This is a genomic window from Fulvivirga aurantia (assembly GCF_009711475.1).
Lineage (GTDB): Bacteria > Bacteroidota > Bacteroidia > Cytophagales > Cyclobacteriaceae > Fulvivirga > Fulvivirga aurantia.
The window spans coordinates 1-17,922 of the sequence record NZ_SMMD01000920.1; the positions used below are offsets into that span (position 1 = coordinate 1).

Consider the following 17,922-nt stretch of genomic DNA (forward strand, 5'->3'; position numbering starts at 1 on the left):
GCTACTATCAAAATATGGACTAAATGGTTCAGCTGATGCTAAAATAGGATCATCCTGGGTGTAGTTAGCGGCATTTTCAACACCTACATATACATCCCAACCTTTATTAAATGACTTAGTAATTTGAGCATTCATCGTAATAAAATCAGGAGAAAAGCTTTCTGCCTGATACTGCTCAGGGTTTTCGGTCGTATTGGGTATACGTTGCTCACCAGTCCACTGTAGAGTGTAATCAAAAGCCCAGTTACTTTTAGTTTTATACTCGGCATTAAAAAACGCTCTATTTTTAGGTACTAGTGGTTTCTGCAACTGACCACTGGTGTAATCTACCTGCACATCAAGCCAGCGGTAAGCCATCCTAATATCCAGATTTCTTACCAACTCATAATCGACCTGAGCTTGAATACTATTGGCGTAAGAGTCACCCAACATACTTGTAAAAACAGCCTCTTGAGCATTTCTGTCTAAATCTAAGATCACCTGATCATCAAATCGGGTATGGTAAAAGTCAAGATTTAAAACACCTTCTTTATAATTGAGCCTAAAGTCCTGTGTCAGGTTAGCACCAAAATTCCATGCTTTGTCCTGTACGTAACCATATGCATCGTTAATTTGCTGATTCTCAAACCTTACACTTCTGGAAGACGCCAATACACTTGTATTCTCAGCAATAATATTTGCTGTTCTTGTACCACGTCCTCCAGATAATCTTATAGTGGTGGCATCCCACGGATTGTATCTTACATGCAGCCTTGGAGTGATGATTTCTCCGAACAAAGAATTATAATCTAAACGAACACCAGCTATAATAGTAAGATCATCAAGGTTATCGTAGGTGTATTCATAAAAAACACCTGGGACATGCTCTTCTCGATCAAAATCTAATGTATTTAACTGCTCATCGTAGCTATCATAAATGTAGGATATACCTGTTTTGAACTTATGACTGGTATTACCCAAAATCGACTGAAAAATAAAATTACCATATATCGTATTTTGGTCAGCGTTGTAATCATTTAGCCCAAAATAGCTGTCCTGCTCATGTTTGATAGCAGAAAACTGAAAACCAAAACTTTTATAAGGCGTACCTTCAAATACATAACCTAACTTACCAAACCCTTCATATCTATTGGTTTCGATATTCACTCCATACGGATTATTTGTAGTACGCGGCTGATCTTCATTAAACGCTACCTCTCCTCCGAGTTTGTTATCAGTCATGGCTTTCACTCCAAACTGTCCTATCCAACCTTTATCGCCTTTATAAATCCAGCGATTTACAAAATTGACTTGGTTGCTCCTGGGAAAATCAAGAAAGCCGTCATCGTTCATGTCGTTTTCAAATGGCCTTACAGATCCATGTAGCAATGTGGTTGTAGCCCACTTTTTACCAACCATTTGTGTAGTCACCACATTTAGCTCAGATCTACCTGACTGGTTAACATATCCATTTAAAAATAGCTTTTCGCTATCCTGAGGTTTCTTCAATTCCACGTTAATATGGCCTGCTATACTCTCATGTCCGTTTACCACGGAGCCGACACCCTTTGTCACCTGTATGGAATTGATCCAAGTACCAGGTATGTAGCTTAAGCCATAATTGGAAGCCAGTCCTCTGATACCAGGCATATTTTCAACACTTATCATGGTGTTAGAGCCTGCTAAACCCAGCATTTGTATTTGCTTGGTACCTGTTACAGCATCCGTAAAAGACACATCTACAGAAGGATTAGTCTCAAAGCTCTCAGAAAGATTACAGCAAGCCGCTTTAAAAAGCTCATCTTCCGACATTTCAATGGTATTTATGCCTTTGAGATAATCAACTCCTGAGCTTGGCTTCCAGCCTTCAATCGTTACTTCTTCTAACTCACTATCTGGTTCTAAAATAACTTTCAGGTTACTATCGCCATCTACAGTAAGCGTATCAGATTTATAACCAACATAGCTTACAACCAGCTGATTGGTTTCTGTAGTTTTAGGTAATAAAAAAACGCCATTACCAGCTGTAACTACACCCTGTGTGGTACCTAGCCAATAAACATTGGCTCCGGGAAGTGGCACTTCTTTACCATTCACGTCCTCTTCGATTACTACACCAAGCACTTTATCTTGAGCATAAAGTGATGTAGTAGAGAAAAGAAGCAAAAATAATAGTTGTTTAAGCTTCATGTTATTAAGCATTAGTGGTCTGACTTATGCTTTTTCTTATCGCTATGTGGGTCTACATCACGATGCAGGCAACAGTAAGGTAATTTAGCATACACTTCATCTTCGGCTTTTTTCTTATCTGTATCATGGCCGGTTGCTACGATCGCATCATGGATTTCCTTTTCAGAAATTTTGTCTTCACGATAGGCTATAAATAGCTTTTGTGAATCCATATTCCATTCGGCTAGTTTTATACCCTTTATTTCTAAAGCAGATTCGATACGAGCTTTGCACATCTCGCAGTTACCAGAAACAGGAATACTATCTTCAACCACTTGTTTCTGGCCAAAGGATGCTGAAAATATGAATAGTGTAAATAATGTTATTAATAAAGTTTTCATGTGATTTCGGTATTTTTTAGTTCTAAAAATTTAAAATAGAATAATAGCTCACAGGCTCTCTTGGCCGTGAGTTAAACTGCTTAGGAACTAAAATTTATCCGTAGAAAGTGTAATTACAATTGATCTGGTAGATTGGTGCCTTATTCAGTGGCGGTGGATCAATTGGTGGGTAATCTTCAGGTATATCGTTTTTTACAAATAGTAAGTCAAACTCAATGGTTTGCAACTGAGGGATCAATACCCAGTCTAGGTCAGAAAGTGATTTAATATCTGTTCTTTGATGGTCTTCTTCTATCTGAAAAAACTCAAGATAATCGTTACAGCATGGCATTGAGACCTCCTCAGTCATACCCATACATCCTGCAGTTTGTGTTGAGAAAAAAGCAACATCCAATACTTCACCCATACAAGTATGCGTACTTTTTGCTACACCGATAGATAACACCAGGTAAAGGCAGGTGAATAATATGGAAATTCTCTTCTTCAAATCGGTTATACAACGGAGGTTACTGTCCCAAAGTTTCATCTACACTTCTCTCTTTTCACGAAGATAATAAATAAAGCTAAGTCACTGTGCAACACAATGACTTAGCCTATATATTGAAGCGGCTATCCTCCGATATTCCACAAAATACTCAATGCGTATCGAGAGCCGGCCTCTATCGAAGAAAATTGGTCTACATTGTAATCTTGTGAAATTGGAATTTGATACTGTGTACTTAGCGTAAAATTACCAGCATAAACTTCAGTCCCGAGAGAGGCAAACCAGGCTTGTCCTCCGGTATTGGCAACCTCAATCGCATTATCTTGATGCTTACCGGCTGCCTCAAAATATCCCCCAAAAAATGGGAGTAAAGAAAAGCCGGAAGCATTAATTGTATAGTAAATATTACCACTGGCATTAACCTGATTACCAAATCTGTAATCATCTTTATTGCCTGTATTATACTTATAAGCTCCCTCTATATTGAGACCAAGTTTTTTGTAACTGATCGAATAGTTTGAGGTCAGCAAATAATCAAAGCTCCCAGATCCTAGCTGAAAATTGCGATTAATAATCTCACCTTGATCTAAGTTTTCAAAATCACCGAGCGGTAGTTTTAGCCCCCCTCCAAAAAGTAGATTATGGCCAATATAACCGGTATTACTCTGTTTGTTTAATACCTGGTGATAAACTAAAAACATAGGATCACCCACGCCAGATAGCGTCACATTTTGATGGCTCCCATCCATTTCATTATATAAATAAGGCAAAATAACATTGAGTTGCCATCTCTTTGATATGGTCACCCTACCAATCAAATCCATTCGGTAATATACATCATCGGATGATTCGTTTTCAAGATATTGGCTTCCATAATCAACAAAGGCGTTAAAATGAGCCTGGCTGTATTTGAATCCTATAAAATGGCCATTAAAACTTGGCGCCAGACCAAGGTTAAGCCCTCCCAGTTTGCCTCCGCAAACATCACAAGCAAAAGCCTGCGATGAGCTGGCGAGGCATATTATTAATATTATAAATTTTCTCATCATTGTTGATTCATAAATCTCCGATCTGACCTGAAATCATGATCTGTCAGAGTGTTCAGAAAAGTGATAATTTTTGATTTTTCGTTTTCTGTGAGTGAAATACCCTTTTCAAGTGTAGGATCAAGCGTTGGTGAATGCTGTATACTATTATCATAATGATCCAGCACCTGCTCCAAGCTGGTGAACATCGCATTGTGCATATATGGGGCGGTTCTGGCTATATTCCTCAGTCCAGGCACTCGAAATTTACCTACATCATTCTCACTCTCCGTGATTAATGCTCTACCCTGGTCTTTGAAATCTGTATTAAGCCCATTATTTCTATAGGTAAAATCTGTGAACAACTCGCCTGAATGACAATCACCACATTTTTGCCTAAACAGAGACAATCCTTCAACCTCCTCCTTAGACAAGGCTTCTACATCTCCCAGAATATAATCGTCATAAGGGGTATTGGCCGAAACCATTAAGAGCATAAATTGCGAAAGTGCTTTCAACATGAGTGGCGATGTAATTTCATCCACACTAAAAGCCATTTGGAAGAGCTGCCGATATTCATCATTGGCATTTAGTTTCTCCACTACGGAGGCTAATTTTTCATCCATTTCAAAAGGACTTTCTATCGCATTTATTGGCACAAAATCTAAATGAGTAACTCCTCCATCCCAAAAGAACTCCGGCATAAAAGCCAGGTTAGTGAGTGGTGGTGCATTTCTCAAACCTACCCGATTGTCTACCCCAATGCTTAGTGGGTGTTGCTGCGCATCGGCAAAAGCTGTCGACTGGATATGGCAACTGTTGCAACTGACACTATTGTCTTTCGACAATAAAGGGTCAAAAAACAGCTTTTTACCCAGTTCAAAACCCTCTTTAGTAATCGGGTTTTTGTCGAAGTTGTAGGTTGGAGCAGGAAAATGCCTTGGTTTGACAAATTTATAATTGTTTGATTTTGCTTCCTCGTCAGCCTCCTCACAAGCAACCATTAGTAATAATAGACAACACACCCACCATATCGGTAGGCGTGTTGCATGCATGGCATTCATACTATTGGTGTGTATGATCTACTATAAAAACCTCTGGCAAGACTTCAGCTAATGGCTGCCCGGCCTTCGGGGCATGAATAGAGTAACTATTTGCAAAATTAATGTTTGCACCATCCAGCATCTTGAGCAGGTCTACCACAATGTGTACGTTAGGGTCAAGGGCACTTTCTACTCGTAAGTCACTGTCAAATTGCAGCGCAATTGTCTTAACATTGTTCACAAATTTCTGATTCTCTCCTTCTGCGACTTCTATATCTTTCCAACCTCCTATATGAAGCGCAAAAGACTTTTCAGGAATCGTCCAACCATCTCCCTCTACCAGTTCCTGTCCGGAGTTTTGAGCCGTACCCTCAATAGCAAAACCAATATAGCCTGCATTCCAATTCCAAAACCAGGCCCCTTCTGCAGGGTCTAATACCCCGCCAGCAGCACCTTCCTGCACAGCGCTTTCACTTACACCAATTTTAAAAGTAACTCGATTATATCTACCGGCAGGCACATCAGACAGCGTGATAAAGCGAGAGCTTGGCTCATCTTGCAGCACATGGTAAAAACCTTTTACCTCTAAGGCGCTTACCAGCTGCTCATCTTCATAATACTCGCCAGTTGGTCCTTCCAATATAATCTCACTTACATAATAACCAAACTTAGAAATATTAAAAGCCTCGCCATCTGCAGTTTCATATTGGAATTCTATTGAGCCCGGTTCACTGAGCTCCATTTTTTGTGTACCTACAAAGTGATCAAATTTTAATTGTAATGTACCTACTGCCTCAGTTTCAGACTGATCGTCTGAGTCACAAGAAGTATAAGCCAGCACTATAATCAGTGCGGTTAATAAGTTATATAGTTTCATCTTAATTGTTTAATTGATTGAATAAAGTTTATCTCAGAAGCACTGGAATGTGCCTGAGTGAATTCCACAGGGTATTTCAAGACATAAAATCTTGCTCTTGTTAAAAAAAATCAATTAAATCTGTGGGGGATGAAAAATTTCGTGGATAAAACCTCTGGGTTGGTTATGACCAAGATAATGACCAAAAACAAGGTCAACTACCTCATAATTTCTTATGTGACTGTGTTGCTTTATTGCTTCTGAAAAGAAACTGATTTGTTCAACACGAGGGCTGTTCTGAGCATCCTGATGTTGCTTTTCTGCTTTGTTGAGCTGTTTAGCCAGAAAACACTGTCCCCCGCAAACAGTTATAGGTTCATCTTTTTTAATACAGAGTACTTTGGAGATATAGTCTCTGCGTAGTTCAAAATCTACGTAAATTAGAGGAACAGTAAGCGCGCTGCCTAATATATGCAGGATGATGCAGGCAATGACGAGATTTTTAAGCGCTTTCACAATGCAAAAATGACCTGCATTGCAATAACATACAAGGAAATTATAGATAATTCATGACCCAAATATTAATTAAAAATATGGTCTGTGATCGCTGTATAAAAGTGGTCAAAGAAGAAATCGAAAGTCTCGGGTTTCGTATAAACAGCATTGACTTAGGTGTGGCGATTATCGAAGAAAGTGAAGTTGATCTAAATATGATTTCTCATGCTCTAGCCAATGAAGGTTTTGAAATTATTGAGGATGAAGAGGCTAAAATGATTGAATATGTTAAAATCTATCTCAGGTCGCTGGTAAATCAATTGCCATTAAAAATAAATGAAAAGCTGTCTGTGCAGATTGCCAAAGAGATGAATAAAGACTACTCTTCTATTAGTAAACTGTTTAGCAAAAAGGAACACCTTACTATAGAAAAGTTCTTTCAGCGCTTGAAGCTTGAGAAAGTGAAAGAGTTGATACAGGAAGGAAAGTATACTTTCTCAGAAATAGCTGCTCTTTTAGATTATGCTAATAGCAATCATTTGGCTAAACAGTTTAAAGATAACCTTGGCATGAGCATGACTGACTACAAGAAAACAGGGGAATGGAATCGCACTCCGCTTGATCAGTTGAACTAAGAAAATACTCCACAATATTGTGCATTTGAACCCCCACAACTGAACGGCTCATTACTATCAAAAGCGCGGCAAGTTGCTCTCAAGGGCCTTTTACTTATGGAATAAGAATTGAATACTAGCAACCTAAACCAACAATTATTTACCATGAAAAACCACAAAGAGCTTATCTTAAAATTAAATGAATGTGCCAGTGCCTGTCAGCATTGTTCTGATGCCTGCCTTGATGAAGAGGATGTGAGCCATATGATTAATTGCATACGTCTCGATAGAGATTGCGCAGATATATGTCGACTTACATCTCAACTTCTATCAAGAGGATCTGATCAAGTAGAAAAATTGATAGATGTATGCGAGGCAATCTGCAGGAAATGTGCTGAAGAATGCGAAAAACACGACAATGAGCATTGCAAAAAATGCGCTACTGCTTGTAGAGAATGTGAAGAGGCCTGTAAAATGGCTTAAATTACATTATACTCTCTCCTCATTTAAATACCTTAAACCAAAACTATATAGATAATAACCAAAATTGTTATAACCGGACTTTCAACAATGGGAGAATTTAGCAATACGTAATCACTAAATTCTTTTTTTAAAATGAAGCATACCTACACAATCAGCGGAATGACTTGCAACGGCTGTCAGGCTCATGTTGAAGAAACATTGAGTAAGGTACCTAAGGTTGCCAGTGTATCGGTGGATTTATCTAAAAATGAAGCCATCATCCACATGGATGAGCATGTAGACATTTCTACTTTTAAAAAAGCGCTTCAAAATAGCAGGTATGACATTTATCCAGCTGGCACTGAGTTAGAACACCAACATCCATTGCCAAAAGTCGGCAAAAAAGATCACAAGAAAGGTGATCAATATTATTGCCCTATGTTATGTGAGGGCGATAAAAAGTATGATCAGCCCGGAGATTGTCCTGTTTGTGGAATGGATTTAGAAAAGGACAGCTCAAGTTCTCAGCGAGAAACTAAGTACACCTGCCCCATGCACCCGGAGGTAATTGAAGATGAGCCCGGCAGTTGCACTATCTGCGGAATGGATCTTGAGCCCATGACTGTGCAAAAAGAAGATGATGGCGACAAAAAGGCTTATAAAGCTATGCTTAAGAAGTTTTGGATTGCTGTAGTTTTAACATTGCCACTATTTATAATTGCCATGGGTCCTATGTTAGGGCTTAAAATTGAGGCTATTGCAAGTAGAACTGTACTTGGCTGGTTGGAATTTGCACTTGCCACTCCTGTAGTTTTCTATACCAGTGGAGAATTTTTTAAACGAGGCTATAAGTCAGTAATAAATAAATCTCCCAATATGTGGACCCTCATATCTATTGGTGCAGGGGCTGCTTATTTATTTAGTATTGTCGGACTCGTTTCCCCTGACCTGTTTCCTCCTCAATTTAAAACGAATGGCTCAGTTCACCTCTATTTCGAAGCGGCTGCAGTAATTCTCACACTCATCCTATTAGGCCAAGTTCTTGAGCTTAAGGCAAGAAGCCGTACCAATAGCGCTATCAAAGAGTTGCTCAATTTGGTGCCAGCACAGGCTACCGTAATAAGAGATGGTGAAGAAAAGAAAGTTGCTCTAGACCAGGTTTTCTCGGGAGATATTTTGAAAATAAAACCCGGAGAGAAAATACCTGTTGATGGCATCATTTCAAAAGGTAAAGCCACCATCGATGAATCGATGATTACAGGAGAACCTGTACCGATAGAAAAAGGTGAGGATGACAAAGTAATTGGTGGCACCATTAACGGCACCGGTTCTTTCGAAATGAAGGCCGAAAAAGTAGGCTCAGAAACCTTGCTTTCTCAAATTATTGAGATGGTAAATCAGGCCAGCAGGTCAAAAGCTCCTATCCAAAACTTGGCTGATAAGATTTCCAGGTATTTTGTTCCTACGGTGGTAAGCATTTCAATTATTTCATTCGCTGCCTGGTCAATTTGGGGGCCAGAGCCTGCCTTAGCTTATGCATTTACCAATGCTGTAGCTGTACTTATTGTGGCATGCCCTTGTGCATTGGGTCTAGCCACGCCTATGTCAATCATGGTGGGTACAGGCCGGGGCGCCAAACAAGGTGTTTTGGTAAAAGATGCCCGGGCCATTGAGGAAATGGAAAAAATTGACACCCTGGTGATTGACAAAACAGGCACCATTACAGAGGGCAAACCTAAGTTTAATAATGTTGAATCGTATGCAGATGCTTTTGCAGAAAATGATATTCTCAGATACGCTGCATCATTAGAAAAAAGCAGCGAGCACCCGTTGGCACAAGCCATTGTAGCCGGAGCACAAGAAAAAGGTCTTGAACCCAAAGAAGTGACTGATTTTAACTCAATCACAGGTATGGGTATAAAGGGGCGAGTAGATGGAAAAGAAATCGCCATTGGTAACGAGAAGTTGATGCATGAATATACTGCTGATGTAAGCAAGGAACAATTGGATGCAGCTAAACAGAGACAGTCCAAGGGGGAAACTGTCATGTTTGTTATTATAGACTCAAAATTGGCGGGTTATACAAGTGTTTCTGATCCCATTAAAGAAACCTCGGCTCAGGCAATTAAAGAGTTGCAAGCATTGGGTATGGAGGTTCATATGCTTACAGGTGACAATGCCAATACTGCTAAAGCCGTAGCCGATCAATTACATTTAGATGGATTTGAAGCTGATTTGCTACCGGAGGAAAAATTTGACAAGGTAAAAGCATTACAAAATAAGGGTAAAAAAGTAGCAATGGCCGGTGATGGAATAAATGATGCTCCTGCCCTCGCACAGGCTGATGTGGGTATAGCTATGGGCACGGGAACCGATGTCGCTATAGAAAGTGCCAGCCTCACTTTAGTAAAAGGCAATCTCGATGGCATAGTAAGAGCGAGAAAGCTAAGCGAGGATGTAATGAAAAATATTAAGCAGAATCTATTCTTCGCCTTCTTTTACAACATGTTAGGAGTGCCAATAGCGGCAGGTGTGTTATTCCCGCTTTTCGGCTTACTATTGAGTCCTATGCTGGCTGCTTTGGCAATGAGTTTAAGCTCTGTAAGTGTTATTGGAAATGCTCTTAGACTCAGATAGTTAAAACCATACACTGTGTAAGAATCCCCACAAATTATTGATTTTGTATGGTCGAAAATTAGCTTTTTAAACGTTTTGAGTGAGTGGTTCTATTATTGAAAGAGATTTTGTAATCACCAATAATTCATAAAACCATGAAAACTTTAGGAGCCGTATTACTAGTCGCGGGTGTCATCATGATATTGTTTACCGGATATGATTTAATAACTAAAGATACGCTGGTGGAATTTGGACCCATCGAAATAACTCACGAAGAACAAAACCCATTTTACTGGCACCCGATTACTGGTCTCATACTAACTGCAGTCGGTGGGGTAATTTTACTTATGAAAAAGAAAAAATAGGTTTAAAGGAATCAGTATACGTAGGATTATGTGGGTACTATCAGTCAATACTCATAACTTTAAACCAACAATACATAATTCGAACCCATGAAGCTTAATATGAAATACTTCTACATCATACTAGTTCTCGCTTTTTCAATTGCTGCTTGCGACAGTAAAAAACATAATGACAGTGCCGAGGCAACTCACCATGACACGGAGCACGCCCGTGAGGATAATGATAATTCACATACGACAGATGATTCAGACGCGACAAGTCAGTATGCAAGTATTAATGAAGACGAAGCATCAAACTTACTTGACGCCTACTTGTCATTAAAAGATGCGCTGGTTCAAAGTAGCTCTGAACTTGCACAAAATGCTGCTAAAGAAATTACCAAAGTAGTTGAAGGAAGCAGTGAATCTCAGCTTTTGAGTGGTCTCATGAAAGACGCTAACCAGATTGCGCAAACTGATGAGATGGAAAAAATAAGAACTCACTTTGAGGATTTATCGCAGCACATTTATAAAATGGTAAAAGCTAAAGACACAGGAAAAACTGTTTATAAGCAATACTGCCCTATGGCCTTTGACAATGAAGGTGCTTTTTGGTTAAGTAGTGAAGAGGAGATCAAAAACCCATATTTTGGCGATAGAATGTTGAGATGTGGAAAGGTACAAGAGACTTTGAGCTCGAAATAAATTGAATTGTTAAAAGTATACATCCATGCCACAAACCAAAACTCACTACGAAATCAAAGCTGAGAAAAATAAAAATCTCAGCACGTTGGGGTACGGTATAATGTGGCTTTTTGTAGCCTTACTGGTTGGTTTATTACCATTCTACACAGGCAATGCTAATAGTATATTTTATCTCACAGGTGGGTTGTCATTTGCCGTTGGTATCTACAAACTTATTAAAGGCTCACGTGCCCTGAGTAGCGATCAATATTGAGTCAACTATGACTAACTATCTCTCTGTCCTGGCATTTCTTTTTCTTTTTAGCTGTGGTACCGCCACACGAGAGCAAACAGAAAGCGTTGATCATGATAACGTACATGCTGATTTGCGTCTGGAAGACATGGAGGGTAACGATATTACTATAAATCGTTCAGAAACCATTTTCATAAACTTTTGGGCAACGTGGTGTGCACCTTGTATCAAAGAGATGCCCTCATTAGAAAATATGCAGTCAAAATTAGATCAGGATAAGATCACGTTCTATTATGCATCCAGTGAGCCTAAAAGCAAAATAAGCAAATTTGCAGAGCAGAAGCCATGGCAACTCAACTATGTTCATTTAGCGTCAGGCTTAGAATCACTTAATATCAATGCACTACCGACAACCATGATTATCAAGAATGGTGAAATTATCTGGACCCAAACAGGTATGAGAGAATGGGATAGTGAAGAAAGCATTGAGGAAATCAAAGAAATTATAAAATGAGAAAACTCTTGTTGAGTTTGGCAGTCCTTGTTGGCCTGTCAGCGTGCGATCATGCCACAAACGATCAAAAGAATGAATCAGACCAGTCATCTGTAAACCAACATGGAGAAATAACCAAAGGTGTCGCCCCTTACTTATTCAAAGACTTTAACGACAATGTATACCTTTCCTGGACAGAACAAAATGACTCAATTAATGAGCTTCAGTTTTCTGTCTTATCACAAGATAATTGGACTGAACCAAAGACAATAGCCAAGGGCACAGATTGGTTTATCAATTGGGCTGATTACCCAATTCTAGCCACAAAAACTGGCAAAAACTTCATCGCACATTACCTACAAAAGAGTAGCAAAGGCACGTATAGTTATGATGTCATGCTCAAACAATCTACTGACAGTGGAGCTACTTGGGTTGAACCCCGTATTTTACACGATGATGGTAAGCAGGCCGAGCATGGTTTTGTCAGTATAGCACCTTATAATGATAACTTCTTCGTTAGCTGGCTTGATGGTAGAAACACTGTTTCTCAAAAAAAGACAGACCACGCCCATCATGGTTCATCTGGAGCTATGACACTTAGAGCTGCCGTGATCACTCCATCAGGTGAGAAACTCAAAGAGTGGGAGCTCGATAACAGGGTATGTGATTGTTGTCAAACCACAGCAGTGATTACTAATAATGGCCCGGTGGTGGCGTATCGAGATCGCTCTTCTAAGGAGATTAGAGATATTTCCATTACAAGATTGATTGATGCTAAATGGAGTTCTCCCCAAACAATTCATGATGACGCATGGAAAATTGCAGGGTGCCCAGTAAACGGCCCACGAATGAGTGCAAAAGAAAATGCGTTAGCAGTTGCCTGGTTCACTGTACAGGATGGTGAAGGAAAAGTAAAAATGAAATTTTCTACAGATAGCGGAGAGACTTTTGGCCCCGAAATAATTATCAACCAGCAAACTGCCATTGGTCGGGTCGATGTGGAATTACTTGATGACCAATCAGCGCTTGTAAGCTGGATGGAAGGCTCTGAAATTATGGCCGCTAGGATTAACCCAGACGGAGAAATTATAGCCAGATATACCATTGCCACCTCCTCTGAAAATCGAGGAAGCGGTTTTCCTCAAATGACTGTAGCTAAAAATAAAGCTATTTTCACCTGGACTGACTCAGAGAAAAAGACCATTCAATGGGCCTCTCTAAATTTTAAAAATTAATCCGTGGTTTTGTCTCTTGATATGAACTTATCTAAATAGATAATTGTCAATAGGTTACTTTTCAATAAGCACATTTACTACCTAACACTCGTTCGGTCTTGTGATAAAGTAGTACCTTTGCGGTGTTGCATAAATCCATCGTGCATATTAATTTGAATTAATGAAAAACATAAGCATAAGATTTCCTCATAATAAGGACCTCAATTTTATCAAAACCCTTCGGGCTAGAGTAAAAGATCATTTCGAAACTTCTAATACAACCAAATACGGTAATGCCAGCATGGTTTGGAAGACAATTGCCATGCTCAGTATTTATACTGTACCCTACGCGTTGATGATGACGGGTGTTATCTCAAATGTTTGGTTGGTGCTTGGTTTATGGATAGCTATGGGTGTTGGTAAAGCCGGTATCGGGTTTTCTGTCATGCATGATGCCAACCATGGTGCGTACTCGCAAAACCCAAAAGTGAATAAATATATGGGTTACCTTATCAATATTCTTGGAGGTAGCGCCATAAACTGGAAAATACAACACAATGTGCTTCACCACACCTACACCAATGTGCACGGTATGGACGAGGATATCGATTCAGGTATCATTTTGAGGCTTTCTCCCCAACAAAAACATTATAAGATGCATAAGATACAGCATATCTATGCCTGGTTTTTATATGGTCTTATGACTTTTCTTTGGATCACTACCAAAGACTTCAGACAACTGTATCGTTATAAAAAAATGGGCCTTACTAAAAACCTGAAGAATTTTAACATTACACTTGCGCGCATGATCCTGGCAAAAGTGGTCTACTATGTTGTGTTATTAGTACTCCCTATTATGCTTTTACCTTTTGCCTGGTGGCAGATTGTAATATTCTTTGTGAGTATGCACTACACAGCAGGGTTGATTCTTGCCTGTGTTTTTCAAACAGCACACGTAATGCCTACTACACAATACCCAGAGCCTGACGAAACAGGTAATTTGGAAAATGACTGGGCGGTACATCAGTTGTTTACAACCGCTAATTACAGCCCTAAGAGTCGCCTTCTATCCTGGTATGTGGGTGGTTTAAACTATCAAATTGAGCACCATTTGTTCCCAAATGTGTGTCACATACACTACAAGAAAATCTCAAAAATCGTGAAGGAAACGGCAGAAGAATATGGATTGCCGTATAATTCACATCCTAATTTTTTTAAAGCGGTGTGGGAGCACGCCAAAATGTTGAAGCAATTAGGTAGAGCTACTGCTTAATAACTTCTTAGAATTGAAATACTTGCTTTCGCAGGTATAATCGAAATTAAAATATTCAACGATGCCATCTCGAAAGAGATGGCATTTTTTCTTTAATAAACTTAACTCAACCCAAAAACCATCACTACCTCCCTTCAATTAACTTGAAAATAATCACCGTCTGCAATTGGTGATGTGTCGACCTATAACCATAAGAACTCAAGTTTCATATTGCCCCTCGTAAAATAAATATTAATTTACGCCTCAAATTTTTTAACCTATGGAATTAGCCCTACTCGACTACCTGATCATCGCTTCTTTTTTTATTCTTTCCCTGGCGATTGGTCTCAAATTCAGAAAACAAGCCAGAAAAGACATCTCACAGTTCTTTCTGGGAGGCCGTAATCTACCCTGGTATATCGCGGGTATTTCTATGGTAGCCACCACGTTTGCAGCAGATACTCCATTAGCTGTTACAGAGTTGGTAGCTCAAAATGGTATCGCGGGCAACTGGCTCTGGTGGAATATGCTTGCCGGTGGTATGCTCACCACATTCTTTTTTGCCAGATATTGGCGTAGGGCTGAAGTGCTTACAGATATTGAGTTCATAGAAATGAGATATAGCGGTACGGCTGCTAAATTTCTGAGAGGCTTTAGAGCCATCTATTTTGGAGTTTTTATGAACGTATTAATCATTGGCTGGGTAAATGTGGCTCTCATGTCGCTACTTAAAGTATTTTTTGATATCCCGGAGGCAGAACTTATATGGTATATCGCAGGGGCCATGTTGCTGGTAGTTGTTTACTCAGCGATGTCTGGTTTACTGGGTGTGGCTTTTACAGATGTCATTCAATTCGTTATTGCCATGATAGGTAGTATTATACTAGCAGTAATTGTGATTAACAGTGACCAAATTGGTGGGGTAAGCAGTTTGAAAGAAAATTTACCTTCAGGAACGCTGAACTTCTTTCCAATGATTGGTAACGAAGGCAGTGGCACTATGCTGGCCCTGGGACTTGGTAGTTTCCTAGCTTTCATAGGTTTTCAGTGGTGGGCAAGCTGGTACCCCGGCAACGAGCCTGGGGGTGGTGGCTATATCGCTCAGCGTATGATGAGTACCAAGTCAGAAAAAGATGCCATCTACTCTACCCTATTTTTCCAGATTGCACATTATTGCATCAGACCGTGGCCATGGATCATTGTAGCACTGTGTGCGGTGATTCTATACCCAAATTTATCTGCTGAAGATAGTAAGCTTGGCTATGTCATGGCTATGAAAGACTTCCTGCCCACAGGACTTAAGGGACTTCTTCTGGTCGCATTTTTTGCCGCATATATGAGCACAATTTCTACTCAGTTAAACTGGGGCACGAGCTACTTGATCAATGACTTTTATAAAAGATTTATAAAACCTACCGCCAGTAACCAAGCACTCGTGAATGCTTCAAGAGTTGGTACACTGCTCATTATGTTGATTGCTTTGGCTGTCACTACCATGATCACCACAATTTCTGGTGTGTGGGGGTTTATCGTAGAGTGTGGGGCAGGTTTAGGCCTGGTAATGATCTTGAGATGGTATTGGTGGCGCATAAATGCCTGGAGTGAAATAGTAGCCACGGTGGCCCCATTTATAGGTTACGGACTATCTAAATTTCTATTCGTACAGTTTGACCCTGCCTGGGGTAAAGGTATTGGTGAAGATCCTAGAGGCTTCTTTTTTACTGTCGGATTTACTACACTAGCATGGATAATAACCACTTTTATTGCTAAACCTACCGACCAGCGAGTACTTCAGGCTTTCTATGATAAAATTAAGCCTGATGGTAATTGGAGACCATTTAGAACTGGTTGGCATGGTAGCAGACTGTTATTGCTAGGGGTATGCTGGCTCAGCGCAATCGCTATGGCTTATTCTGCTCTATTTTTTACAGGTAGTGTAATATTTATAGAATGGGGCAATAGCATCATTTACGGTATTATAATGATCGCCTCCTTCCTCATTCTTAGAATTACCTCCAAAAAGGTTAAGATTTTTGAGAATTGACAGTATGAATTTTTCTTATCTACCTATGCTGCTCTAGGAACTCAAACGAACACATACTAATTTTGTGACCTTTGATTTTATAGAAAGAATAAACTGATGGAGCAGGTTTTAGAATTGTATCACATTAAGATCATAGAGACTATTGTTGTAATAGTACTCTATTATATTGCTAAAAAAATATGCTTCAAGATCATTGACAAAACACTCAACGAGCGTTTTATACAAGAATCAAGGGGTGTAGTAATTAAGCGACTCCTGCAGTTTACTTTTCTCACAATCTGTATAATAATTGTCTTACTTATTTGGGGTGTAAAACAAACTGACCTGGCTGTATTCATTGGTTCTGCACTTACTATTGTTGGGGTGGCGTTTTTCGCTCAATGGTCTCTGCTTTCTAACATCACTTCCAGTATTATTCTATTTTTCAATCACCCGGTAAGACTAAACGACTCCATTGTCATTCTTGAAGGAAAAGAATATCTCATTGAAGGAAAGGTGATAAACATCGGGTTATTTTTCGTTACGCTTCACACACCTGAAGGTGAAGAACTGACACTGCCCAACAATATTTTTATTACGAAAAGTATAAGAAAGGTCAACAAAGCATCAGTGAGCAACGCTATCGAAAGCGAATGAAGACTTACCACATTCTCAATGGAGATGCATTAAGCGAACAGTTTCCTTCAGAAATCGAAGGCGAAATAATAATTGCTCGAGAATGTCTGGTTGATGGTAATGTGAGGAGTGATAGTCTTGAAGATCTGTTCAAGTCGCGTGCAGCCTTTATTTCCTCTTCATACGGTGATTACACCTCCAAAGCGTATTTTGAAAGTACGGTTTCAGAGTTTCAGAAAATAAAAAATATATCTTCTCCTGCCGAAATCAACATGTGGTTTGAAGATGACTTATTCTGTCAGGTTAATCTTTGGTTTGTAGCACATCTAGTTCGTACTTACTGTGCCGACTGCAAGGTCTTTCTCGTCAGGCCTCCTCATCATACACAATATGGTTTTGGTGGATTGAGTAAAGCTGAGCTTTTACAAGCCTACATAGACCGAAAACTAATTGAGAAACCTGAGTTATTGGCTAATCTTTGGCTGGCGTATCAAGAAGATGACGATGATCGACTGCATAAGATGGCTACTAACTTAGAAAGCCAATTCCCCTTCTTAACAAGAGCAGTAGAAGCCCACCTGGCGAGGTCTCCAAAAAAAGGTGAGATGGGTAGACCTCAACAAACTTTGATAAACATTATGCATGACCTCAAAACGGAAGATTTTGGAATAATCTTCAGAGAGTTTTGTAAAAGAGAGCCTATCTACGGCTTTGGCGACTTGCAAGTTAAGCGGTTACTAAAGGAACTTAAGGACCAAACGAGATAAGAAGCTTTTACTTATTTTCAAGTTTAATAGAACCGTCCTGCAACTGTTTCAGCAATTTTTACATCTAGCGTAAAACACACGCGATATTACATTATTTAATAGATTTTAACCCGTA

The 17,922-nt window shown here is 39.5% G+C and carries 19 protein-coding genes; 12 read left to right on the forward strand and 7 right to left on the reverse strand.

The features are described from left to right. The 7 genes from E1176_RS17040 to E1176_RS17070 all read right to left on the reverse strand — a co-directional run. Nucleotides 1–2,169 (reverse strand): TonB-dependent receptor (locus tag E1176_RS17040; protein ID WP_185152864.1); only part of this gene is annotated, 2,169 nt, incomplete at its 3' end. A gap of 11 nt (nt 2,170–2,180) precedes the next feature. Next, the gene (locus E1176_RS17045) at nt 2,181–2,549 is read right to left on the reverse strand and encodes a heavy-metal-associated domain-containing protein (protein ID WP_155212253.1); all 369 of its coding nucleotides are present in this window, start codon (nt 2,547–2,549) and stop codon (nt 2,181–2,183) included. A gap of 94 nt (nt 2,550–2,643) precedes the next feature. Beyond that, complete coding sequence (locus E1176_RS17050) at nt 2,644–3,036, reverse strand: HYC_CC_PP family protein (protein ID WP_155212254.1); 393 nt, start codon at nt 3,034–3,036, stop codon at nt 2,644–2,646. Between the two features lie 122 nt (nt 3,037–3,158). Beyond that, on the reverse strand, nt 3,159–4,082 hold the full coding sequence (locus E1176_RS17055) for a hypothetical protein (RefSeq protein WP_155212255.1): 924 nt from the start codon (nt 4,080–4,082) through the stop codon (nt 3,159–3,161). Beyond that, a complete protein-coding gene (locus E1176_RS17060) occupies nt 4,079–5,113 on the reverse strand; it encodes a cytochrome-c peroxidase (RefSeq protein ID WP_155212270.1) in 1,035 nt (344 codons plus the stop codon). The genes E1176_RS17055 and E1176_RS17060 overlap by 4 nt, the downstream gene beginning before the upstream one ends. Nucleotides 5,114–5,123: 10 nt before the next feature. Beyond that, nucleotides 5,124–5,978, reverse strand: a complete 855-nt coding sequence (locus tag E1176_RS17065; protein ID WP_155212256.1) for an MbnP family protein — start codon at nt 5,976–5,978, stop codon at nt 5,124–5,126. A 114-nt stretch (nt 5,979–6,092) separates the two neighbouring features. Beyond that, nucleotides 6,093–6,473 (reverse strand): hypothetical protein, encoded by a 381-nt coding sequence (locus E1176_RS17070; RefSeq protein ID WP_155212257.1) that lies wholly within the window; start codon nt 6,471–6,473, stop codon nt 6,093–6,095. Nucleotides 6,474–6,574: 101 nt separating this feature from the next. Here E1176_RS17070 and E1176_RS21385 point away from each other — a divergent pair, with 101 nt between their 5' ends. The 12 genes from E1176_RS21385 to E1176_RS17130 all read left to right on the forward strand — a co-directional run bounded on the left by E1176_RS21385 (nt 6,575) and on the right by E1176_RS17130 (nt 17,807). Next, nucleotides 6,575–7,087, forward strand: a complete 513-nt coding sequence (locus tag E1176_RS21385; protein ID WP_222933171.1) for a helix-turn-helix domain-containing protein — start codon at nt 6,575–6,577, stop codon at nt 7,085–7,087. 144 nt (nt 7,088–7,231) lie between these two features. Continuing rightward, entirely contained in the window at nt 7,232–7,549 is a 318-nt protein-coding gene (locus E1176_RS17080; protein WP_155212259.1) for a four-helix bundle copper-binding protein, read from the forward strand. 132 nt (nt 7,550–7,681) lie between these two features. Continuing rightward, entirely contained in the window at nt 7,682–10,165 is a 2,484-nt protein-coding gene (locus E1176_RS17085) for a heavy metal translocating P-type ATPase (protein ID WP_155212260.1), read from the forward strand. A 134-nt stretch (nt 10,166–10,299) separates the two neighbouring features. Further along, nucleotides 10,300–10,509: a hypothetical protein gene (locus E1176_RS17090; protein ID WP_155212261.1), complete on the forward strand. Its 210-nt coding sequence runs from the start codon at nt 10,300–10,302 to the stop codon at nt 10,507–10,509. Between the two features lie 99 nt (nt 10,510–10,608). Continuing rightward, nucleotides 10,609–11,190, forward strand: coding sequence for a DUF3347 domain-containing protein (locus tag E1176_RS17095; protein ID WP_185152865.1), 582 nt, complete (start codon nt 10,609–10,611; stop codon nt 11,188–11,190). A 25-nt stretch (nt 11,191–11,215) separates the two neighbouring features. Beyond that, nucleotides 11,216–11,443, forward strand: a complete 228-nt coding sequence (locus E1176_RS17100) for a hypothetical protein (RefSeq protein ID WP_155212263.1) — start codon at nt 11,216–11,218, stop codon at nt 11,441–11,443. A 7-nt stretch (nt 11,444–11,450) separates the two neighbouring features. Continuing rightward, complete coding sequence (locus E1176_RS17105) at nt 11,451–11,936, forward strand: TlpA family protein disulfide reductase (RefSeq protein ID WP_155212264.1); 486 nt, start codon at nt 11,451–11,453, stop codon at nt 11,934–11,936. After that, on the forward strand, nt 11,933–13,150 hold the full coding sequence (locus E1176_RS17110; protein WP_155212265.1) for an exo-alpha-sialidase: 1,218 nt from the start codon (nt 11,933–11,935) through the stop codon (nt 13,148–13,150). Before E1176_RS17105 ends, E1176_RS17110 begins: the two co-directional genes overlap by 4 nt. A gap of 160 nt (nt 13,151–13,310) precedes the next feature. Next, a complete protein-coding gene (locus tag E1176_RS17115) occupies nt 13,311–14,402 on the forward strand; it encodes a fatty acid desaturase family protein (RefSeq protein ID WP_155212266.1) in 1,092 nt (363 codons plus the stop codon). A gap of 259 nt (nt 14,403–14,661) precedes the next feature. Continuing rightward, nucleotides 14,662–16,425 (forward strand): sodium:solute symporter family protein, encoded by a 1,764-nt coding sequence (locus tag E1176_RS17120; RefSeq protein WP_155212267.1) that lies wholly within the window; start codon nt 14,662–14,664, stop codon nt 16,423–16,425. A 96-nt stretch (nt 16,426–16,521) separates the two neighbouring features. After that, nucleotides 16,522–17,061, forward strand: a complete 540-nt coding sequence (locus E1176_RS17125; protein ID WP_155212268.1) for a mechanosensitive ion channel domain-containing protein — start codon at nt 16,522–16,524, stop codon at nt 17,059–17,061. Then, a complete protein-coding gene (locus E1176_RS17130; protein WP_155212269.1) occupies nt 17,058–17,807 on the forward strand; it encodes a DUF1835 domain-containing protein in 750 nt (249 codons plus the stop codon). Before E1176_RS17125 ends, E1176_RS17130 begins: the two co-directional genes overlap by 4 nt. Nucleotides 17,808–17,922: the final 115 nt, after the last annotated feature.